General features: G+C 40.6%; 16 protein-coding genes and 1 tRNA gene. 16 read left to right on the top strand and 1 reads right to left on the bottom strand.

What is annotated here, in order from left to right; translation table 11 throughout:
• The first annotated feature begins 35 nt into the window (after positions 1 to 35).
• Positions 36 to 203 carry a hypothetical protein gene (locus H8S00_RS02935; protein WP_186839966.1) on the top strand — a complete coding sequence of 56 codons (168 nt, stop codon included), beginning with the start codon at positions 36 to 38 and terminating at the stop codon, positions 201 to 203.
• Between the two features lie 93 nt (positions 204 to 296).
• On the opposite strand, the gene H8S00_RS02930 is transcribed toward H8S00_RS02935, so the two are convergent.
• The gene (locus H8S00_RS02930; protein WP_186839965.1) at positions 297 to 1115 is read right to left on the bottom strand and encodes an SDR family NAD(P)-dependent oxidoreductase; all 819 of its coding nucleotides are present in this window, start codon (positions 1113 to 1115) and stop codon (positions 297 to 299) included.
• Between the two features lie 93 nt (positions 1116 to 1208).
• On the opposite strand from H8S00_RS02930, the gene H8S00_RS02925 reads away from it, so the two are divergent.
• The 15 genes from H8S00_RS02925 (at position 1209) to H8S00_RS02855 (ending at position 22878) form a co-directional block, all read left to right on the top strand.
• Positions 1209 to 1280: transfer RNA gene (locus H8S00_RS02925), tRNA-Glu, on the top strand.
• 203 nt (positions 1281 to 1483) lie between these two features.
• The gene (rimP, locus tag H8S00_RS02920) at positions 1484 to 1951 is read left to right on the top strand and encodes a ribosome maturation factor RimP (RefSeq protein ID WP_021953364.1); all 468 of its coding nucleotides are present in this window, start codon (positions 1484 to 1486) and stop codon (positions 1949 to 1951) included.
• 15 nt (positions 1952 to 1966) lie between these two features.
• Positions 1967 to 3178: a transcription termination factor NusA gene (gene nusA / locus H8S00_RS02915; protein WP_186839964.1), complete on the top strand. Its 1212-nt coding sequence runs from the start codon at positions 1967 to 1969 to the stop codon at positions 3176 to 3178.
• Between the two features lie 11 nt (positions 3179 to 3189).
• On the top strand, positions 3190 to 3468 hold the full coding sequence (gene rnpM / locus H8S00_RS02910) for an RNase P modulator RnpM (RefSeq protein ID WP_021953362.1): 279 nt from the start codon (positions 3190 to 3192) through the stop codon (positions 3466 to 3468).
• On the top strand, positions 3461 to 3793 hold the full coding sequence (locus H8S00_RS02905) for a L7Ae/L30e/S12e/Gadd45 family ribosomal protein (RefSeq protein WP_021953361.1): 333 nt from the start codon (positions 3461 to 3463) through the stop codon (positions 3791 to 3793). Before rnpM ends, H8S00_RS02905 begins: the two co-directional genes overlap by 8 nt.
• A 15-nt stretch (positions 3794 to 3808) precedes the next feature.
• Positions 3809 to 6877 carry a translation initiation factor IF-2 gene (infB, locus tag H8S00_RS02900; protein ID WP_186839963.1) on the top strand — a complete coding sequence of 1023 codons (3069 nt, stop codon included), beginning with the start codon at positions 3809 to 3811 and terminating at the stop codon, positions 6875 to 6877.
• 5 nt (positions 6878 to 6882) lie between these two features.
• Positions 6883 to 7239, top strand: coding sequence for a 30S ribosome-binding factor RbfA (gene rbfA / locus H8S00_RS02895; RefSeq protein WP_021953359.1), 357 nt, complete (start codon positions 6883 to 6885; stop codon positions 7237 to 7239).
• Positions 7240 to 7248: 9 nt separating this feature from the next.
• Positions 7249 to 8196 carry a DHH family phosphoesterase gene (locus tag H8S00_RS02890; protein WP_118588969.1) on the top strand — a complete coding sequence of 316 codons (948 nt, stop codon included), beginning with the start codon at positions 7249 to 7251 and terminating at the stop codon, positions 8194 to 8196.
• Between the two features lie 24 nt (positions 8197 to 8220).
• Entirely contained in the window at positions 8221 to 9129 is a 909-nt protein-coding gene (gene truB, locus H8S00_RS02885; protein ID WP_186839962.1) for a tRNA pseudouridine(55) synthase TruB, read from the top strand.
• Positions 9130 to 9174: 45 nt separating this feature from the next.
• Positions 9175 to 10095 (top strand): bifunctional riboflavin kinase/FAD synthetase, encoded by a 921-nt coding sequence (locus tag H8S00_RS02880; protein WP_186839961.1) that lies wholly within the window; start codon positions 9175 to 9177, stop codon positions 10093 to 10095.
• A gap of 629 nt (positions 10096 to 10724) precedes the next feature.
• A complete protein-coding gene (locus H8S00_RS02875; RefSeq protein ID WP_186839960.1) occupies positions 10725 to 12797 on the top strand; it encodes a SpaH/EbpB family LPXTG-anchored major pilin in 2073 nt (690 codons plus the stop codon).
• Entirely contained in the window at positions 12787 to 13665 is an 879-nt protein-coding gene (locus H8S00_RS02870) for a class C sortase (protein ID WP_186839959.1), read from the top strand. Before H8S00_RS02875 ends, H8S00_RS02870 begins: the two co-directional genes overlap by 11 nt.
• On the top strand, positions 13628 to 14371 hold the full coding sequence (gene srtB, locus H8S00_RS02865) for a class B sortase (protein ID WP_186839958.1): 744 nt from the start codon (positions 13628 to 13630) through the stop codon (positions 14369 to 14371). The genes H8S00_RS02870 and srtB overlap by 38 nt, the downstream gene beginning before the upstream one ends.
• Positions 14372 to 14484: 113 nt before the next feature.
• Positions 14485 to 17757 carry an MSCRAMM family protein gene (locus tag H8S00_RS02860; protein WP_186839957.1) on the top strand — a complete coding sequence of 1091 codons (3273 nt, stop codon included), beginning with the start codon at positions 14485 to 14487 and terminating at the stop codon, positions 17755 to 17757.
• Positions 17758 to 17772: 15 nt separating this feature from the next.
• Entirely contained in the window at positions 17773 to 22878 is a 5106-nt protein-coding gene (locus H8S00_RS02855) for a SpaA isopeptide-forming pilin-related protein (protein ID WP_186839956.1), read from the top strand.
• Positions 22879 to 23194 lie beyond the last annotated feature (316 nt).

Here is a 23194-nt window from a genome sequence, read left to right as displayed (position 1 = left end):
CTTTTTAATTTGAAAGATGTATGTGGAGATAATGGATGATTCATACAGCGAAACAATTAAAAGATAAAGTGAGAAATCAGTCTTGTGGAAATAGTCGTGTGGTATGGTTGAGAAGAGTAAATCAGGAAATTCAACCGTACACAAGACATTTAATTGCCGGCCATGCAGGTGAATCTGGCCGGGAAATACTAAGTAATAAGTGAATTTCCGGTTAATACACACTCACATGGCTATTATGCGCCATACATCACCATAAAAAGATTGCCCATACCCCCCCTAAAAGCTATTCAATCCCATTAATATCTTACATTATCAAACATCTTTATCTTAGATGATTTTATTACCTGTTCGTAAAGTTTAAGCCCAAGCACTGGGAAGAATTTAGAAGTAAAATTCATAAACTTAGCATCCTTTCCAACAATAATACGGGATTTTTGACGTATGATTTTTTTGATAATCTTTCCGGCAACCTTATCTACGTTAGCTGAAAACATATTTATAAGGCTGCTTTGGGAAATTACATATTGATGTCTGAAAATATCAGTTTTCATAAAGCCGGGACATGCGTAGCCTATGTACATTTCTCGCCCAAGTTCGGCAATAAGTACCTCAGAGTAAGCCTTAAGGGCAGCCTTGCTGGCACTGTAAATACCGGTTCCGATAATAGGAGCAAGAGCATCAGAACTGGAAATATTTAAAATTCCCGGCATTGTGGATTTTCTTAAAACAGGTAGCATAGAGTTAATTGCGTACCTGCAACTGTTGAAGTTGGTATTCATGCATTTTTCTACAGCTTCTTCACTATAATTATAGGATTTGTCAAATGGAAGAAGGATACCGGCATTATTAATTAAAATATCAATATTAATATTGTTTGCCAGAATCTTTTCAGAGAATATTTCCCAATTTTTCTTTACTCCAACATCAAAAAGCTGATACGTGAAAGCATCTTTTTGATAGCTGAGTTCATCAATTAAACTTTTCATTTTAGGTTCTGACTGACCAATGCCAATAACTTTGCAGTTGTGTTCCTTTATTAATCTGACAGTCATAGCACGTCCAAGCCCTGAAGAAGCACCGGTTATAAGCACTGTTTTTCCGTATATCCAATCCATTATCAATAGGTTTCCTTTCAAATTCCAAAATTATAACAAAAAGTACTTGCAAAATGTCACTTTATTGTTATAATAATACAGTAACATTTTTTAGGCTCGTTGGTCAAGTGGTTAAGACGCCGCCCTCTCAAGGCGGAATCAGGGGTTCAATTCCCCTACGAGCTGCTTATGGAGGAACTTCTATCTGTCTGACAGGTAGGAGTTTTTTATTTGTGACAGGTGAAAGTTTGGCAGGCAGAAGTTTTTAATTAGGGGTTGACACCCGTAAAATAAAGGTCTATAGTAATAAGGTGAATATTGACTAGATAGTAAGGAGCGAACCACAAAGGTTCGCTCCTTTGTGTTGGAAGTTAAAGTAGGAGGTCTTAGTGTCAAGAAGAGAAGAATACGAAATGAAAACAGAAGCCCTGTTACAGCCTATTGTGGATGAGAAAGGTTTTGAACTGGTTGATGTTGAATATGTAAAAGAAGGAAGTAACTGGTACTTAAGAGCTTTTGTGGACAAACCGGGAGGGATTACCATTAATGATTTAGAATCAGTAAGTAGAAAATTAAGTGATTTATTAGATGAAGAAGATTTCATCAGCGACCCTTATATTTTAGAGGTTAGTTCTCCGGGACTTGGACGTCCGCTAAAAAAGGATAAGGATTTTGACAGAAGCATAGGTGAGGAAATTGAAATTCACTTATACAGAGCCATTGATGGCAACAAGCAGTATGTAGGATTGCTTAAGGCATATAATAAAGATACTATTACTATCGAAGATGAAAGCGGTAGTGAAATAAATATTGACAGGGTAAATGTTTCACTTGTCAGATTAACCATTGATTTTTAGGAGGATAATAAAAAAATGAACAAAGAGTTAATTACAGCATTAGAATTGTTGGAAAAGGAAAAAGGTATTAGTAAAGAGTCATTATTTGAGGCAATTGAAAGTAATTTGGTAGTGGCATATAAGAATAACTTTAATAAAGCAGATAATGTTGTTGTAACAATGGACAGAGAAACAGGTGATTTTCACATTTACTCACAGAAAAAGGTTGTTGAAGAAGTAAATGATCCTGTTACAGAGATTTCCCTAGAAGATGCAAGAAGCATTAAGGCAGGCTATGACATAGATGATACTGTTAATGTAGAAATTCAGGCAAGAGATTTTGGTAGAATTGCCGCACAAAGTGCAAAGAACGGTATTTTACAGAAAATGCGTGAAGAGGAAAGAAAGAGCCTTTATCAGGAATATTATGAGAAGCAAAACGATATAATAACAGGTATTGTACAGAGAATAAACGGAAAGAATATCAGTATTAACTTAGGAAAGATAGATACAGTTCTTATGGAAAAAGAGCAGTCACCGGGAGAATTCTTCAGACCAAATGACAGAATTAAGTTATATGTAACTGAAGTTAAGGATAACGGTAAGGGACCAAGAGTAGTTGTATCAAGAACTCATCCTGAACTTGTAAAGAGATTATTTGAACAGGAAGTTGCTGAAATTCAGGACGGAACAGTTGAAATTAAGAGCATTGCAAGAGAGGCAGGTTCAAGAACAAAAATTGCGGTATGGTCTAACGATAAGAATGTTGATGCCGTAGGTGCATGCGTAGGTATGAACGGCGCAAGAGTAAATGCTGTTGTAGATGAACTTCAGGATGAAAAGATGGATATTATAAACTGGAGTGACAATCCGGCTATTTTAATTGAAAATGCGTTAAGCCCTTCAAAGGTAGTAGCGGTTCTTGCTGATCCGGATAATAAGGAAGCATTGGTAGTTGTCCCTGATCTTCAGTTGTCTTTGGCAATTGGTAAGGAAGGACAGAATGCAAGACTTGCAGCTAAACTTACAGGATTTAAAATTGACATTAAGAGTGAGTCACAGGCTAAGGCTGAAAATATTCAGTATGAGTTTAATGATGAAGACTACTATGATGAAGAAGAGTTTTACGATGGCGAGTATTATGACGATGAATACTATGATGATGAGTATTACGATGATGAATACGACGAAGAAGAATATGACGACGAGAAAGAAACAGAAGAACCTTCAGAAACAGAGCAGGCATAGGAGATAGTGTTATGGGTCAGGTGAAAAAAATCCCTACAAGAACTTGTACCGGGTGCAGACAGGTAAAAAACAAAAAAGATTTAATCAGAGTTGTCCGTGATAAGGAAGGAAACGTATTTGTAGACGTTACCGGAAGACAAAACGGCAGAGGCGCTTACATTTGTCCTAATGAAGAATGTCTTGAAAAGGCAGTTAAAAACAAGGGGCTGGAAAAGACACTTAAGATTTCACAGATAAGTGAGGAAGTTTATCAGCAGCTTAAAAAGGAATTAGGTGATGTAAATGAATAGTGTTTTAAAAAATGATGTACCGGACAAAGTTTTTTCCATGATAGGTTTAGCAACTAAGGCAGGCAAAACTTTTTCAGGTGAATTTTCAGTGGAAAAGGCAGTGAAAGAGAGAAAAGCAAAACTGGTTATTGTATCGGAAGACGCATCGGACAATACAAAGAAATTGTTTACTAATAAATGTGATTTTTATAAAATACCGGTTTTTGTTTGTGGCAGTCGTAGCCAGCTGGGAAAGGCTACAGGGAATCAAGAACGTGCATCCATAGCAATATCAGATGAAGGCTTTAGTAAGTCAATTATTAACATATTAACGGAAAATAATTAAAATGGAGGTAGCTAAATGGCAAAAATGAGAGTACGAGAGTTAGCTAAGGAATTAGATATAAAAAGTGCAGATATAGTTACGGCGCTTAGTGAGAAAGGCGTTGAAGTATTACCTGCAAGTTCAATAGAAGATGACAATATAGAATATGTAAAGAAAAAGTTCGCCCAAAAGGGTGATGGAACATCATCTGATGAAGATGCTAAAAAAGAAGAAAAGTCAAAGCCTAGAGTTTTAATTACCAGTAAAGGTATTGTAAGGACAGGGGAGCGACATGGAAAAGGCGAGAGAAGACGAAGACGACACAGCGAAGGTGAGCATAAGCATCACTCAAAGTCATCTGAGCAGTTAGAAGAAGTTGCAAAGAGTTTAGAGGAAGTAAAGCCGGAGCCAAAGGTTGAAACTAAGACAGAGGTTAAGCCGGAGTCAAAGCCGGAGGTTAAATCTGAAGTTAAGCCGGAAGTAAAGGCGGAATCAAAGGTTGAAGCTAAGGCAGAAGTTAAACCGGAGATAAAGGCGGAGTCAAAGCCTGAAGTTAAGGCGGAACCGGTTGAGAAAAAAACAGAAGAAAAATCTGAAACAGTTAAGCCGGAAAATAAAGAAAAAAATGAAAAAGTAATAGAGAAAAAAGAAGAGACACAGATGACTGAAGAAAACAAGAATGTTAAAGTTGAGGACAAAAAAATAGCCGATGTTAAAAAGGCAGAGCCGGAAAAGAAAGAGACAGCAAAGCCTGATAACAGACAGCAGAGAAATAACCAGCCTAAAAATGATAACCGTAACGGAAAGAGAAATGGCGACAGATTTGGAAATAATGACAGAAATAACCGTAACGGAAACCGTGGTGACAACAGAAATAATGACAGAAACGGTGATAACAGAAATGGCGGAAATTTCCAGAACAGAAATAACCGAAACGATAACAGAAATGATGACAGAAATCGTGGTGGAAATGACAGAAACGGAAACCGTAACAATGACAGAAATAACGGCAACTTCCGTGACAGAAATGGAAATAACGACAGAAACAACCGTAACGGAAATCGTGGTGATAACAGAAACGGTGGAAATTTCCAGAACAGAAATAACAGAAATGACAACAGAAATGACGACAGACGTGATTTCAGAAGAAATGACAGAGGAAACGATACTCCGGCAGAACCAATTCAGGATAAGAACAGAAAGTCAAGAGAAAACAAGATTCGTCAGGACAGACAGGAGCGTAATAAGAAGAATTACGAAGATGGCGGAAGAAAGGGCAAGAATGGAAAGAGAATTGACCTTTCAAAACCTGTAATGGAAAAGCCAAAGAAGAAAGAAGAAAAGAAAGAGGAAATCAAGGTTATTGAAGTACCTGATTTCATTACAATTGCCCAGCTTGCTGAAAAGATGAAAATGCAGCCATCAGCTATTATTAAGAAATTATTCCTTGAAGGAAAAATGGTTACGGTAAATACTGAGGTTGATTTTGACAGTGCAGAAGAAATAGCTATGGGCTATGATATTATGTGTGAAAAAGAAGAAAAGGTAGATATTATCGAAGAACTTCTTAAAGAGGACGAGGAGGATGAGAGCCTTATGGTTAAAAGACCTCCTGTTGTATGTGTAATGGGACACGTTGACCATGGTAAAACATCACTTCTTGATGCCATCAGGCAAACTAATGTTATTTCAGGTGAAGCAGGTGGTATTACACAGCATATTGGTGCATCTGTTGTTAAAATTAATGACAGAACAATAACATTCCTTGATACACCGGGACATGAGGCATTTACGGCAATGCGTATGCGTGGTGCACAGTCAACAGATATTGCAATTCTTGTAGTTGCAGCTGATGACGGTGTTATGCCACAGACTGTTGAAGCTATTAACCATGCTAAGGCAGCAGGAATTGAAATTATAGTAGCTATTAATAAGATTGATAAGCCGGGAGCAAATATTGACAGAGTTAAGCAGGGACTTGCAGAGCACGGACTTTTAGCTTCAGACTGGGGTGGAAATGTAGAAATGGTTCCCGTATCAGCCCACACTAAGGAAGGTATTGATGACCTTCTTGAAATGGTATTGCTTCAGGCAGATGTATTAGAGCTTAAGGCAAATCCTAACCGTGAGGCAAGAGGTATTGTTATTGAAGCTAAGCTTGACAAGGGTAAAGGACCGGTTGCTACAGTTTTAGTACAGAAGGGTACATTAAATATTGGAGCAAATATTGCAGCCGGAGCAAATCACGGCAGAGTCAGAGCTATGACAGATGATAAGGGTAACAGAATTAAGTCAGCAGGTCCATCTACTCCTGTGGAAATTTTAGGACTTAACGGAGTGCCAAATGCCGGTGAAGTATTTGTTTCAACAAAGACAGCAAATGAAGCTAAGGATTTTGCTAATACATTTGTTGAGGATAGCAAGGCTAAACTTATGGAAAGCAATAAGTTTAGAATTTCATTAGATGACCTTAATTCACAGATTGAAGCCGGAGAACTTAAGGAACTTAATATTATTATTAAGGCTGACGTTCAGGGTTCAGTAGAAGCTGTTAAGCAGAGTCTTATTAAGTTATCTAATGACGAAGTAGAAGTTAAGGTTATTCATGGTGGTGTAGGTGCAATTAACGAATCAGACGTTATACTTGCATCAACATCTAACGCAATTATTCTTGGATTTAATGTTAAGCCTGACGCAAGAGCAGAGGAAACAGCAAAGAATGAAAATGTTGACCTTAGATTATATTCTGTAATTTATACAGCTATAGATGATATTGAGCGTGCAATGAAGGGGATGCTTGAACCGATTTATGAAGAAAAGGTTATCGGTCATGCAGAAATCCGCCAGATTTTCAAGGCTTCAGGTATTGGAAATATTGCCGGTTCATATGTATTAGATGGTTCAATGCAAAGAGGTTGCAAGGCAAGAGTAACAAGAGAAGGAAAACAGATTTTTGAAGGACCTGTTGCATCTCTTAAGAGATTTAAGGATGATGTCAAGGAAGTTAAGGCAGGATATGAATGTGGACTTGTATTTGACGGATTTAATGAAATTGCCGAAGGCGACCAGGTTGAAGCTTATATTATGGTAGAAGTACCGAGGTAAGAAGAATGAGAAAGAATAGTATAAAAAATACCCGTATTAACGGGGAAGTTCAAAGAGAATTAAGTAACATTATCAGAGAACTTAAAGATCCGAGAGTGGGAATAATGACCAGTGTGACCGCAGTTGAGGTCACACCGGATCTTAAATACTGTAAGGCATATATTAGCGTTTTAGGCGACGATGAAACAAAGGCTGAAACATTGGCAGGACTTAAAAGTGCTGCAGGTTTTATCCGCAGGGAATTAGCCAGAACGGTAAATCTTAGAAATACTCCTGAGATTAAGTTTATTATGGACGAGTCTATTGAGTATGGAATGAGAATGTCTAAGTTAATTGATGATGTTAGAAAGAATGAAGAGTAAAGGTAAAGAATGAAGAAGATTGATGAGATTATAGGTGATTCTAAAACTGTGGGAATTGCAGGGCATGTAAGACCGGATGGAGATTGCGTAGGCTCATGCATGGCTCTTTATAATTATCTGAAAAAAAACAGACCGGATTTACAGGTTAAAGTTTATCTGGAATATGTCGACAGCAAATTTGATATTATTAAGGGTGTTAAAGAAATAGATACCAGTGGATATGATGGTACGGTTTATGATTTGTTTATATCCCTTGATACTGCAAGTTTAGACCGGTTAGGTCAGAATGAGGAGTTCTTCACTAATGCAAGGCGTACAGCTTGTATAGATCATCATGAAAGCAATAAAGGATATGCGGATTATAACTATATTGTGGCAGAGGCAAGTTCTGCCAGTGAAGTTTTATTTAATGTTTTAGATGAGGACAAATTTGATAAAACTGTTGCTGATCCCATGTATATGGGAATTGCTCATGATTCAGGAGTTTTCAGATTTCAGAGCACAACGGCTGAGACTATGCGCATTGCAGCAAAAATGATAGATTTTGGCGTTAAGCCAAATGAAATTTTAGAGGAAACATTTTACAGAAAAACCTATAACCAGATGATGGTTACGGCGAAAATACAAAGCGAAACAGTGCTTTGTATGGAAGGAAAGTGCATATATGGAGTTTGCACTTTTGATACAATGAAGAAGTATAATGTTACCACAAATGATTTAGATGCAGTAATCGCTTCCATAAGAAATGTTGATGGTGTGGAGGTCGCTATGTTTGCATACCAGTTAAAGGAGGATACTTATAAAATAAGCCTCCGTTCAAAAAAATATGTGGATGTAAGCAAAATAGCAGTGAGTTTCGGTGGTGGCGGACATGTAAGGGCTGCCGGATTTGAAGTAAAAGGCACTTTAGATGAAGTGGTTGCAAAGGTATTGTCATCAATAAAAGAAGATTTGTAATGAATATTGATAAGGAATAAATATATGATTAATGGTGTAATTAACGTATATAAAGAACCGGGTTTTACATCTCATGATGTTGTGGCAAAACTTAGGGGAATTTTAAAACAGAAAAAAATAGGTCATATGGGCACTCTTGATCCTAATGCGGTGGGAGTGCTTCCCGTATGTTTAGGCAAGGCAACTAAGTTGTGTGATATTTTATCTGAAAAGGATAAAACATATAATGCAACATTATTGCTGGGGTTAGATACAGATACCCAGGATACTTCAGGGGAAGTAATAAGTAAGGCGGATACTGATAGTATTATGGAACTGTCAGAGGATAAGGTTTTTGAAACCATAAAAAGTTATATTGGCGATTACGACCAGATTCCACCAATGTTTTCAGCCATAAAAATAGGTGGGGAAAAGTTATATAATCTGGCAAGACGTGGAGAAGTTATTGAGAGACCTGCAAGACATTGCAGAATAATTGATATAACGGTAACTAAAATGGAACTTCCAAGGGTTGATTTACATGTTACATGCTCTAAGGGAACATATATCAGAACCTTGTGTCATGATATAGGAAAGGACTTAGGAGTTGGTGGCTGTATGGAGAAGCTGGTGCGAACCAAGGTGGAAAGATTTAGTGTTGAAGACAGTATAACCCTAAAGCAGATTGAAGAATTCAGAGATAATAATACATTGGAGGATTATATTACACCGGTGGATGAAATGCTGGGAAATTATTCAAAATGCATGGTGTCTAAAGGCGCTGAAAAGCTTGTATATAATGGTAATATTTTTACATCCGGAAATACATTTTTAAAAATGAACCATGAAGATGGACAGATTGTAAGAGTGTATACATCTGAGGGAGAATTTATAGGATTATATAAGTTTAACAGCGAAAAACAGATATATAAATCGGTGAAGATGTTTTTATAAGGCTTGTAACAGGGCATATTTCACATAATTGATTAAGGAGAAAATATGCAGTGTATTTCAATAACTGATAATATAAAACTAAAGAATACAATTGTTACAGTAGGAAAGTTTGACGGCATACATAAGGGTCACGAAAAACTCTTTGAGGAAATAAGGAAAAATGCCAATGGAAGGCAGAAGGTTGTATTGACCTTTGAAACCTCTCCTAAAGCTTTTTTAGAGGACAATGCCAACAAGACTATTGTAACAGAATCGGAAAAGCAGATGCTTTGCAAACAACAAAACATTGACGTGTATATGAAGATGCCCATGAAAAAAGAGTTTCTTGCATTAACACCTGAAATGTTTGTTAAGGATATTTTAAAAGAAAAAATCGGTGCCACAACTATAGTTTGTGGAACGGATTTTCACTTTGGAGCAATGGCTAAGGGGGATGTGGAGTTCCTTCGCAGTAACCAGAAAAAATATGGATATAATCTGATTGTGGTGGAAAAGGAGCAGTATCACAACAAAGATATTAGCAGTACATCCATTAGGGAGAAAATATCAAAAGGTGATATGGCAGAGGTTAATGAGATGCTGGACCACCCTTATAGTGTTATTGGAAGGGTTGAGCATGGCAAACAGCTGGGAAGAACAATAAATTTCCCTACGGCTAATATTATTCCCGAGGCAGTAAAGTTGTTGCCGCCTAACGGTGTTTATAGAACCAAGGTGGTTATAAATGGCGAAAAATTTGACTCCATAACCAATGTAGGGGTAAATCCTACAGTGGAAAGTGGAAAGAAGATAAAGGTTGAAACTAATATTTTGGATTATGAAGGAGACGTATACGGTGAAATAATACAGGTGTTATTTTTTGATTTCATAAGACCGGAGAGAACCTTTAGTAACATGGAAGAGTTGAAGCAGCAGATACAGCGAGATACAGAAAAGTGCAGAACTCTTGCAGGAAGAAAAAATTAAATACAGTAAAATCAGAACACATGTAGTGGTTGTAATGTAATGTCAGCCTTACATGTGTTTTTTTGCCTAAAATAGAAAATATTTATTTTGAAGAGTATGATGTCTGCTAATACATCCCAATTTTTTTATCACTACGCAATTTATACTTATCAAAACCCACAATCTAGTAGAAAGTTACAAAATATTTATAAAAAATAACAAAAAGTGATTGATTTACTATAAGAAATGATGTAGTATTAAAAATGTACCAAGTATCATATGATATATAAATACGCGTAATATCAAATAATGCAATCACATAAAAGGTACAAATATATAATGAATATGTGAATGTAAAGTATGTATATTAAAAAATTACATGTAAATATTAAAAGTTTATTGGATTTAAATCAGAAAATTTCCGACGCATGCCGGAAGTGACATTTCATAATAGGAAAAATTTAGACCAGGTGTAGTGGGCTTAGTCGGAGAACCGGACAGCCATGTTAGACGGTAGCTTAATTTTAAGGACAGCTTAACTTCGTAGATTTTTCAGTTCTTTGTTTGCATCTACTATATAGCACTGGTTTAGATTTACAACTATTAGTAAATATTTTGAATATTATAGTTAAATTATGGAGGAATATTACGTGGTAGTAGTTAAGAAACTTATTTCAGCATTAATGAGCATGGCGCTTATCATGTCGCTGTGCATGGGTTCAGTGGTTTTTGCAGATGATACAACCATTGACAGTACCAAAAAGGGAAGCATTACTATACACAAGTATGACATGACCGCAGCAGGTGATGACAGTGTTGACACCGACAGCTTTGTGTCAGACGGAAAGAAGAACAGTGCAGCGGAAGATGCACTTAAGAAATATGCCATAAAGGGCGTTGAGTTTACATACATAAAGGTCGGAGATATCGTTCAGGATGAGGACAATGGTGTGATAAGCATTAAGTATGAAATACCGGAAGAACTTCAGACAATTCTTGGTTTATCAGACAGTGACAAAAAAATAATAAATGGAAAAAGCTATTTTACATCAGACAAAATCAACAGTGCATTATCAGACACATTAAAAAAGGGCATTGGAGCAAAGAACAAATTGGAGGAGTATGCAAAGGGCGGAACAGCAATGGACCTTACATCAGACACGGGTGTAACATCAAAGGACAATCTTGACCTTGGACTTTACCTGATTGTTGAGACAAAGGTTCCTGAGGAAGTGGTATCAACAACAGACCCGTTCTTTGTTTCCATTCCAATGACAAATTCCGAGGGGAACGGATGGTTTTATGACTTAAACCTTTACCCGAAGAACCAGACGGGAAATCCCACAATAGAAAAGCTCGTAAGAAATGCAGAAGGTAAAAATGCAACAGACGGCTCAAAAACAAAGCAGGATGACTCATACATCGTAACGGATAAGGATAAGACAGACTTTGCGGGAAAAAGAAGTGAGTATTCATATGACTCCTCAACCACCGCATCAGAAGGTGACATTTTAGATTACATCATAGTATCAAAACTCCCACACATCACAACTAAGGCAACATACCTTACACAGTACAGATTTGTTGACACATTATCAAAGGGAATAGAATACGAAAAGGACAGCGTGCAGATAGCATTCTATGAATCAAATCCTGAAACATGGGCGGCTGACATAAAGGCTCATGACAGGGGAAGTCAGGTAGGTGACGTAAAGACATATGATCCTGACGTAAACGGAGAGGACGGAAAGAATGCATCAATAAATGACCTTACAAAGGCTACTGCAGTATGGAATGTTGCATCAGACAACAAACTTGCAAAAATTACAACAGGCAGTGGAAGGGATGACGCATCAACACTCACGGTTGACGTGACAGACAAGGGACTTAAGGAAATCAATGAGAAGTATTCCGATTACTACATGGTTGTGTATTATCAGGCAAGGGTAAATTCCGACGCAACCGCAGTGCTTGGTGACAGCGGAAACCCGAATGACGTATCACTTACATGGAGCAGAACATCAGAAGGATACTATGACACACTGGAGGATGAGGCAACAGTATTCATTTACGGACTTGACATCACAAAGACATTTTCAGACAACGGCGGAAATGCGGAAAACGTAAGCTTCATTCTTTACAACGTGACAGACGGATACTATGTTGTTGCAGACAACAGCGAAACAGTTGGTGACAACAAAACATATTATGTAACAGGAAAGACAACAGACAGGAACAAGGCAACATCACTTGTTCCATCAAAAAAAGGCAAGTTGCTTGTTTACGGACTTGAGGGTGACAGCTACGAGCTTACGGAAACAAAAACGGATGGCGGCTACACACTGCTTAAGGACCCGGTTAAAATTGAAGTAATACCTGCAACACAGGACATTCAGTCTGCACTGGCAGGACATAACGGAATGGAAATCAATGAGGCAGACAGGAAGAATCCGACATCAGGAAAGGGAAGACCTGCAGGAAAGGTTGACATGGCAAGAGGAGACGTGGTAAGTGCAACGGCAAAAGTGGGCGGAAAGAACGCCACACTGTCAGCAGACGGCACTTCAGCCAATGCGATTGCAGGAATAAGCGTCGTAAACTCAAAGAAATGGCGTCTTCCACAGACAGGGGGACAGGCAATAAGACTTCTCCCGGTACTGGGACTCTTAATTGCGGGAGCAGGAATAGTTCTCACACGTAAAAAGGAAAAGGATGAAATTTAGAAAATTTCTCTTAAGGAAAATGATACCCGCATTAATCATTGCTGTTGGGGGTTTAATTGCGGCATACCCCTATATAAGCAATGAGATTTATAAAAACCGTGCATCATCAGTGATAACATCAAGTGAAAAAAGCATAAGCAGTACATCACAAAAAAAACTTGATGAAATAAGAAGGCAGGCGGACAAGTATAACAGTGAACTGGTAAACAGGGTTGGAGTGCTTCATGACCCATTTGACACTGATGTGATAAAAAAGGCACCAAAGGGCTATGAAAGCCAGCTGTCAGTGAACGGGAGTCCCGTAATGGGAGAAATAGTGATACCACAGATAGACGTGAAACTTCCCATATACCACGGAACGTCACAGACGGTGTTAGAGGCAGGGTGTGGTCACTTAGAGGGCACCTCACTTCCCGTGGGAGGAAAAAGCACCAACAGTGTCATAACGGGACACACGGGGCTTAGAAACAAGAAGCTGTTCACGGACCTTGAACTGTTAAGTGTGGGGGATGTCTTCTACATAAGGGTTCTGGGAGAAAGGCTGTGTTACCGTGTGTGCGAAATAAACGTCGTACTGCCCGGGGACACGGGAAAACTCTCCATCAGGGATGGAGAAGACCTGTGTACCCTTGTGACCTGCACGCCTTACGGAGTGAACGACCACAGACTTCTTGTAACCGGAAAAAGATGCAGTGACAATGCAGTAAGTGAAACAACCACGAAAAAAAGGCGGACATCACAGTGGATGAGGGAATACGAGACATGCATAATCATCGGACTGTTCCTTTCATTGTTGCTGGTGGTAACCGACAGGATTATAAGGAATAAAAATGGCAGAAAAAAGAAAAAAGGCAGGGACAGTGCTTAGAAGAGTGGCATTACTGCTTTTCATCGTTACACTGATTGTGTCACTGTTTTATCTTGGAAATGACGTAAGGGATTTATACAGCGTAAAACTTAAGTACATAAGGATTGAGAATGATGCAAAGGATGAAAAGACGAAAACCATTGACTTTGAAAGGCTGTGGAAGATAAATCCGGACATAGTGGCATGGATAGAGATAGAAAACACGGGCATTTCATATCCCGTTATAAGGGCCAAAAGCAATGATGAATACCTGTACAGGGACATTGAGGGCAATTACAGCATTTACGGTTCAATATTCCTTGACGAAAGGCTGCATGACACTGAGATAATAAAAAACAGAAACAACATCATATACGGACACAACATGGGAAGCTGGACCGGTGTAATGTTCGGTGAACTAAAGGAATACCTTGACAGCTCTTTCCTTAAGGGACATGAGAGTGTAACGCTGTACACACCGGACATAACACTTCACTACACCATCGCATCGGTAATGCACGCAGACATTTCATCAGGAGTGTATGAAACAGACATAAAGGGCGATTACGGGGAGTGGATAAGAAAACAGATGGAAAAATCCATTTATCCATGTGTAAGTGAAAAAAGTCTTAATGAATGTAAGAGAGCCCTTACCCTTTCAACCTGTGACACAACCCATGACACGGGAGAAAAGATAGTGGTTTTCTGCACTGAAAGTGATGATTAAGACACGGTAAACAAAAGTAACACTTAACGGCAGGATTTAACAGTAAAAATAGAAGTAACATTAAGACAGGGTGCGGGACTTCCCGCATCCGCAAAAGACAAGGAGACAGAGACATGAGAAGACGCACAAAAAGAATCACCGCAGTGCTTCTTTCGTCAGCAATGATAGTCACAACGGTATGGGGAGGCACAATGCTTAAGAAAAGCAGTGCCGATGCCACCGTAAGCGTGGTTCCCGAAAAACTCCTAAGTGAGTACGACGGAAACATCACATACGGAACAAACCTTTACGTGTGGGCAGGTGACAAGGCATTTGACCCCAAAAACTATCATCCTGACGGAAACCTTGGTGAAGATGAAAGAGTGGCATACGAGGAGGGAAGCATTGACCTAACCCCCGGTGCAACCTCCAATGTCGTATACAGGATAACGGATGAAAAGGGAGAGAGCAGACTTAGGCTTTACACATTCACCGCAGTATCAGACAAGTCATCGTCAACGGTTCGTTCAGGAAAACAGGATGAGGTCATATATGGACTTGAAAAGTCGCCTTCATTTGGAGGTCAGGTTCCGGCAGACTACACGGACAGCGGAATAAGCCATGAAAATGAAAGGGAGTTAAGCATCACAAGAGGTGATGAGTATTATCCACAGCTGTCATTTCAGAACTATGACTCTGATGAGTACGTAATGTCGATAAGTGACGGAGAGGTAGACACAGGCAAACCCGGAACTTATGAGATAACATACAGCGTAAGCCCTGTAAGTGACGCAAGAATGTACTGGCATGAGAAGTACACCGTAAACGTAACCGAAAAGCCGGCAGAAAGCATGGGAATGAAGGTTGTGGCAGATGACAACATCATTCATGCCACCGTAACGGATGAAAACGGAAATGACACGGAAGTGTTCAAGGGCTGTGATTATAACTTAAACGCAGGCGTTAAGACAATAACGGTCCAGAACAGAAGAGAGCACGCTGCAGAGGCAGACATCACGGTAAAAAGAAACGGCAGGACCATAGAAAACAGTGAAGTGATAAGGGACACTGAAAGAAAGGGTGATGACTTAATCATTACCTTAAGAAATGACTATGATTACCGGGGAGTGGAGATAACACTTGGTAACGGCAAACTTCAGGATGAGCTGTTAAGCAGACCTGACAATGCGGTAAACGGCGGATGGGAAAGCCACACAAACACAGGAATAATAACTGACAAAAAGAGTGACACCACTGTCAAGACAATGGCATCAAACATTTCTGACTTAATAAGTGACACCCTTGGCATCAAAACTGTAAATGCCGCATCAAACATAAAGCAGGGTACGGTGCTTAAAGCGGTATCGGGAATGGCGGTAAGCCATACCTGTGAGGAATACCATAACGGTGCACCGACAGGCGTTTCGGTTTTTGACGGTGTACAGGTCAGGTTCTCAAAGAATAAGCTGGTAAGTCTCATAGACGACATTGTATCATCCGAGGGACTTGGAATAGTAAGCACCGGTGACGTACCAACATCAATGTACTTAAACTGTGTTGACCACGGGGATGCCGGATATTACATGTCACAGCTTACAAAGTCAATGCTTTCATATGTAAATGCATACCTAAGGAATGACAACAACACATATTATGTTGAGATTGTCGGGGAATACCATGCAGCGGGAAGACAGAAACTGGCGGGAGCCATAAAGATACAGGTTGAAAAGAAACCGGCATACATACAGATAGTAAAGAAGACGGATGCAGGCGGAAGTCCCGGAGTTGTTGCGGGAGCCGTATACGGAGTGTTCAAGACGGAATCAGGAGCAAAAAGTGGAAAGAGCCCGTTGTTTAAGATGACACTTGATAAAGACGGAAAGGCAACAACAAGCGAGACACAGGCACTGAAACTTAAGACAGACACAAAGTATTACATAAGGGAGCTTGTAAACCCGAAGGGAACATACTTAAACAAAAAGGTTTACACCGTAAAGACAACAAAGGATGGAACATCAAAGAACAAGGCAGTAAGACTTTCAACGGTAAATAAACCGTGGAGAACAAGAATAAGTGTGCACAAGAAGGAAACAGGCACTGACAAGGACCTGTCCGGTGCAAGGTTCACTGTTTACCGGTGGAACGGCAGCAAGTACGTCACGGCAACATCCGTAGGAAACAATGGCGTGATAACAACAGACAGCAAGGGAAAAGCTGCAACCGGATGGCTTTATTACACCCAAAAGAACCAGGGCAAGTGGAGAATAGAGGAAACAGAGGCACCAAAGGGCCATAAGAACAACCACGCAAGAAAGGACATACAGATAAACAAGGATAATGCCAAGGACAGTGAGGAAGCACCACTTGAATGGACTGTTGACAATCCACTCACAACGGAATACGGATACATAAGCGTTCAAAAGGTGGTAAGTGACGCAGACGGAAACGACGTGTCAGCTGACTATGACATGACCGCAACCTTTACGGTTTATTCGGACCGCAACCTAAAGAAAAAGGTTACAACAATCACAACAAAGGGAACAACAGGCTACGGAAAGAGCAGTGCAATTCCAACGGGAACCTACTATGTAAAGGAAACATCATGGAATGCCGGTTATGAGCCTGCAGACAAAAACGCAGTAAAAACGGTAAATGTAACAAAGAATGCCACAACTGCCATTGAGGCAAAGCCGGGAGTAAATGCAAGAAAAGTGGGAAACCAGATTCCGTGGTATGCGGGACTTGCGGCAAGAAAACTCGATGCAGTAACGGGAGAACCACTGCAGGGTGCAGAGTTCACGTTCTATGAATGGAACGGCAGAAGATACATGCCGATTAAAACAAGAAAAACCGGAAGTGACGGATATGCAAGAATAGAAATCGAGGAACACCTTGTAAGGTGGACCAAGACAAACAGGGGAATGTTTGCGGTGGCAGAGACAAAGGCACCGGACGGTTACACTATTGACGACACCACAATGAAGTATCTTGTAATAAATGAACAGAACAGAAACAGCATGGCAGAGTTCACGTCATTTACTGACACCGGAATGGGTTATCTTGACATAACAAAGATAATAGAGGACGGACTTGGAAACAGGGACACAACCCTTGACTTTTCAAGCAAACTTCTTGGAATAACCTACGGATTATACACGGACAAAAACTGCACAAGACCTGTATCCGGACTTGACAACATTGTCCTTGACAGGGGCGGACACTTTAAGAGCGGTCCACTGGTTCCGGGAACATACTACTTAAGGGAGAATACCCTTAATTCAGAAATATTTGCAAACAAACCGGGACTTTCAATGGAAGTGACAATATATCCGGGAAAGACAACATACTTAAACGGAGAAAAGGGATTATCCTATGACAACAGGACATGGGATAACACCATATGGTAAGGAGGATAGAAAACGATGAAGAAAATGAAAAGAATGATAAAGAGATTTTCAGCCATTGTCATGGCATCCGTCCTTACCCTTGGAATGGCAGAGGGCATGACAATGCCCGTAAAGGCAGCGGATGCCATACTGGTTTCAGGATCAACGGGATACTTTTACGTAAAGGTTGTAAATGACACAACAGGGGACACGGATACCTTAAGGGTAAACGTGACGGCAAAAAAGGCATCAGGAAAGAAGTTATCCGCAGGTGATGAAACGGCAACAAGCAACACCGTAACGTATTCGGGAAGTGTGACAAGTCCGAAGCTGGGGCTTAAACTCAATACCACACAGTCCCATAAGAACATCGTGACATCACAGGATGGCACCGTTTCGCTTTTAATGTGTAATCTGCAGTTTAGTGTACCGGCACACACCTCATACGTTAAGGTTGAAAAGAACAACAGAAACAATCACACATTCAGACTTGCGGACAAGGTAAAAACACCGATAACCACGAACTCATACACGGACGTCACGGTGGCACATAACAGCAGTTCATACACAAAAAACATGATAATGGCATTAAACCTTTATGAGTGCGGATTGAGACAGGGCAATGCAAGTGTGCACAGCACAATCACACTTCATATAGGAAGAAACTCATATGGCATAGCCTACAATCTTGATGGCGGAAAGTTTAAGAACGGTAACAACACCACTTACACAAACCCGTCAAACGGAAGAACACAGAAACAGAACCCGACAACCGCACTTGACGGAGGGGAAAAGACATCAGACTACAGCAATTCCTACTTTTACGTGGAAAAACCAACGAAGGCAGGATACACCTTTAAGGGCTGGAACATAACGGGAATGGATAATGACACCCATTACTTTTACACAAGTGGTGGTGCAAAGACCACAACGGGAACAGCACTTAACACAACAACAAATGCGGATGCCATGAAGAGCAGCTACATCCCGACATCATACATGAACCTAAGGGCAACCTCCGGCACCGTCACATTCAACGCACTGTTTGACGTGAACAGGTACACCGTCATATATGACGGAAACGGTGCAACAGCCGGAACGATGGCAAATCAGGAACACACGTATGACGCAGCACTTAACCTTACACAGAATGCATACATAAGAACGGGACACACCTTCCTTGGATGGAGCAGAAACAGGGATGCCGCAGAGCCGGAGTTCCTAAACGGTGAAAGCGTTAAGAACCTGACAACGGATGCAGACGGAAAGGTTACACTCTATGCAGTGTGGGTAAAGAATTCATCAGCCCTTAACAATGCAAACATCCTAAAGAACATAAAGAAGATAATGAAGGTAAACGTTGTAAAGACTGATGAAACGGATGATAAAAAGACACTTGATGCAACATTTGACGTTTATGAGTGGTCAAAGGACCTGAATAACGGATACGGAGCATACAAAAACACCCCGTCATTTTCCATTAAGTCAAACGAGGAAAACATCCTTAACTATACTGCAGACAACCTTGGAAAGTTCAAGATAAAGGAAAAGGATGTTGAGGCACCGTACATCAACAATGGTGATGAGGCAGAAATAAGTCTAAAGGACGGACTTGACATGCCATTTTATGAAAACACCATGGTTGAAGAGGACAAGGGTGTCTTTGTCATGGGTGCAGGATATGCGAAAGGTGACATTGTAAGAGACAGTGCAGACACAAAGAATGCAACCTATTATCAGGCAAGGATCGCAAACGTTGGAAAGAGACCGACAGAAGGCGATTACTGGTTAAAACTTGATGAAAACAATTACAGTAAGTATGGCAGACTGATAAAGGGTGCCGGCGAATGGAATACCGCAAATGCATACGCAAAGACCTTTGGTGTTAAGATTGGAAACTCAAAGCCACCGGAAACCGGAATAATCTTTTCACTTAGAAAAAAGGATGAACGCGGCACGCTGCTTACGGGAGCCGGATTTAACGTCTACTATGCAGATGATAACAGCCTGTGTAGGGCGATGAATAAACGTTTAAACATAAAGGGTGTTTACTCAACGGATATTGATGCTAAGGGAAAGCCGCTTGAATATCCAGAGATTTCAGTAAATGATGACCAGTCTCATGCAACCCTTAACGCTGACGGAACAAAGACACTGAAACTCGTTGTAAGGGAAGACAGGGTTCCCGACAACTACGGAAAGATTAAGGACTTCAGGGTTGACGCACATGTGGTTTACAGTGACATTGAAGCCAAATGGAAGGCAGATAATCTCACGGTTACATTTTCAGACGGAAAGACAGTCACCATTGAAAACGGTGGAACAATAGACGCAGAGGAATTAATTGACGAGTCATACAGACTTAACATAAGTGTCACAAAGCAGTCAAAGAAGCAGAACTACAACGTGGCTGATCTTGAAGGTGCGGAATACACCATATATGAGGACAGCACACTTTCACTTCCAGTAACAACCATTATAATAGGAAGAAACGGAAAGGGAACTGCAGAAAACCTTCCGCTTAAGGACTACTGGATTAAGGAAACAAAGGCACCAAAGAGTGGAAAGTTCCTGTTTTCAGACGAGGTAAAACAGATAAGGGCAGAAGACATTGCCACCGGAACAGGTGTAACAACCTTTAATGCCACTGTTACCTTTGAGGAAGACGAGGACAGTGCAAGGTTAAACGTACACAAGGTGGACGACAGGGGAAATGACCTAAACGGTGCAGAGTTTACCCTGTATGAGTGCCCGGCGGATGTTACAGACAAAAACATTGATGATTACGATTACAGCAATGTAAAGAGCCGTGGAACAGAAAAGGTTGTAAACGGCTACGCATCATTTGAAGACATTCCGTTTGGAAAGTACGTTCTTGTTGAAACAAAGGTTCCCGACGGATACAAAAAGGCTCCAAACCAGATGGTGGAGCTTACAACTGAAAACGGCGGAAACAGTGACGTGACTGCAAAAACAATAACGGTAGTGAACGAGGAAGAAAAGGCAAGGATAAAGCTGTACAAGGAAGACAGCACGGACAATGGAAGAATTGAGGGTGCAGTCTTTAAGATATTTGACGTAAATAACAACAGCTACATCATGCAGGATGTTTCAGGCACCGATGATGAAGGAAATGATATAATCAGTCAGGAAGAAAGACTGTTTGTTACAGATGAAAACGGACTGATCAAGACGGAAAAGCTGACATATGGAACATACAGAATTGAAGAAGTTGAGGCACCTGACGGATACGTGAGGGATGACACACCAAGGACAGTGAATCTTGAAAAGGGAAAGGAAGACGGTGTTGATGAAGACGGCATACCGTACTTTAAAGTAACCTTTGAGAACAAAAAGACCGAGACATGGATTGACAAGACGGACATCACAACAGGTGAGGAGCTTACAGGCGGTGAGTACACCGTGACAGACGTAAGCGGAAACACTGTTGACCACTGGACCAGTGACGGAAAGACACACAAGATTTACGGACTAAAGGCAGGTGAAAAGTACACACTCACGGAAGAGGTGGCACCTGACGGATACACCATTGCCACACCGATTGAATTTACCGTGAATAAGGACGGAAGTGTGACAAAGGTGGAAATGAAGGATGATTACAATAAGTTAGAGCTTAGAAAGTGTGATATCACCACAGGCGAGGAAATAGAAGGTGCTGAAATGGAACTTTATGACAGCGAGAACAACCTTGTTGACAGCTGGATTTCAGAAAAGACACCTCACAGAATAGACAGAATAAAGACGGGTACTTACAGACTTGTTGAGAAAAGGGCACCAAAGGGCTATGTTGTTGCCGAAAGCATCACCTTTGAGGTAGGAGAGAGCAACGAGGTACAGCAGATCGTGATGAATGATGATTACACAAAGACAAGGTTCATCAAACTTGCAACGGATACAGGTGAACCACTTTCAGGATGTGTACTGCAGGTGCTTGACAAAAACAGAAACGTTGTTGAGCAGTGGACAACCGACGGAAGCGAACACGAGATAGATTATCTCGTAGAAGGTGAGACATACTATCTCCATGAGGTGTCTGCACCGGATGATTACCAGAGAGCAGAAGACATAGAGTTTGTTGCAGGAAGACAGTGGAATGACGGAAACGGCGTGACAGAAGATGACTACAACAGAATGGACGGCACACAGTTTACGGACCAGGGCGGAAACAAAGTGAACTGGAACGACGGAAAGGTGCCAACGAATGAACCTGCAGACGACCTTGAACCGGAAACCGGAAGTGATGATGACATCACAAATCCTGATGACGGGGACGGAGTTGTTGACGAGGTTGACAGGGACGGTGAAACGGGTGATGCTTATGATGCGTCAGCTGCGGAAACAGTCACAATCACAATGCTTGACAAGCCGAAACTTGTTTCAATCATAAAGAAAACGGGAAGCGGAGACCTTCTTCCGGGAGCAAGACTGCAGTTACTTGATGAAAGCGGAAATGTCCTGTATTCATGGACAACGGGAGCAGACACGTCAAGTGTGTTCAGACTTGGAAACGGAAAGTACAGGATACATGAAGAGTATGCACCTGAAAACTATGAGCTTGCAGAGGACATAGAGTTTGAGGTAACAGACGATACCACGGAAGTTGAATATGTGATGACTGATGAGTATACCGGAGGATCCATTAAGGTATTAAAGACAGATGGGGGCACCGGAAAACCGCTTGAGGGTGCAGAGTTCACTCTAAAGGGTGAAAACGGACTCACCATTACCGGAAAAACCGACAAGAACGGTGAACTTGTATTCGGAGTTAAAAACGGTGAAAAGACACTTCCACCACAGAAGTACACCTTAACCGAGACAAAGACGGTAAACGGACACAGCCTGTTAAAGGACCCTGTTGAGATAACACTTCCACTTAAACTCACAAAGGCTGAGGCGGATGCAATGGGAGCAGACACCTCAAAGGCAAAGTGGGATGAGGAAAACGAAGTGTACAGGTTCTTTGACCTTACATATGAGGTAAAGAATGACGCAACACTCAGACTTCCGGCAACGGGAGCAGGCGGCATGGCTTATGGCGTCATTGGAGCAGTGATAATGATTGTGCTCACACTTCTTTACCTGTTTGTAAGAAGCAGACAGAGAAGACGGAGGATTTCATAAACTAAAAGCAGATGAGGGGGAGTTTTCCCCCTTGTTCTGCATTAACCATAACCATACGGAAAACAAAAACAACCCCAGAGACAGAAAAGTATAAACAGACATGAAAGGTATTTCCGGACAGTAGGATGTTATGTGGAAGTAACCGGTAACGTTACGGATAAAGAGAAACTTCCTATATAATTATAATATATATAAGGAAGAAAAAAGACAAAAGTATCCGTAATGCTGACTTTTTATTAATAAGTAAAAATGTATTGCAAACATAGGTTTAATCAGATATAATAGGATTAAAAGAACAAACGTTCGAGAGAAATAA

This window comes from Eubacterium segne (assembly GCF_014287775.1).
In the GTDB taxonomy this organism is placed as follows: Bacteria; Bacillota; Clostridia; order Lachnospirales; family Lachnospiraceae; genus Eubacterium_G; species Eubacterium_G segne.
This window is presented reverse-complemented; position numbering and strand designations above follow the sequence as displayed.

Coding starts and splice junctions, on each gene's coding strand:
- infB (WP_186839963.1), top strand. CDS start 3,809: ATGGCAAAAATGAGAGTACGAGAGTTAGCTAAGGAATTAGATATAAAA.
- H8S00_RS02870 (WP_186839959.1), top strand. CDS start 12,787: ATGAAATTTAGAAAATTTCTCTTAAGGAAAATGATACCCGCATTAATC.
- srtB (WP_186839958.1), top strand. CDS start 13,628: ATGGCAGAAAAAAGAAAAAAGGCAGGGACAGTGCTTAGAAGAGTGGCA.
- H8S00_RS02860 (WP_186839957.1), top strand. CDS start 14,485: ATGAGAAGACGCACAAAAAGAATCACCGCAGTGCTTCTTTCGTCAGCA.
- H8S00_RS02880 (WP_186839961.1), top strand. CDS start 9,175: ATGCAGTGTATTTCAATAACTGATAATATAAAACTAAAGAATACAATT.
- H8S00_RS02890 (WP_118588969.1), top strand. CDS start 7,249: ATGAAGAAGATTGATGAGATTATAGGTGATTCTAAAACTGTGGGAATT.
- H8S00_RS02930 (WP_186839965.1), bottom strand. CDS start 1,115: ATGGATTGGATATACGGAAAAACAGTGCTTATAACCGGTGCTTCTTCA.
- H8S00_RS02935 (WP_186839966.1), top strand. CDS start 36: ATGATTCATACAGCGAAACAATTAAAAGATAAAGTGAGAAATCAGTCT.
- rnpM (WP_021953362.1), top strand. CDS start 3,190: ATGGGTCAGGTGAAAAAAATCCCTACAAGAACTTGTACCGGGTGCAGA.
- nusA (WP_186839964.1), top strand. CDS start 1,967: ATGAACAAAGAGTTAATTACAGCATTAGAATTGTTGGAAAAGGAAAAA.
- rbfA (WP_021953359.1), top strand. CDS start 6,883: ATGAGAAAGAATAGTATAAAAAATACCCGTATTAACGGGGAAGTTCAA.
- truB (WP_186839962.1), top strand. CDS start 8,221: ATGATTAATGGTGTAATTAACGTATATAAAGAACCGGGTTTTACATCT.
- H8S00_RS02855 (WP_186839956.1), top strand. CDS start 17,773: ATGAAGAAAATGAAAAGAATGATAAAGAGATTTTCAGCCATTGTCATG.
- H8S00_RS02905 (WP_021953361.1), top strand. CDS start 3,461: ATGAATAGTGTTTTAAAAAATGATGTACCGGACAAAGTTTTTTCCATG.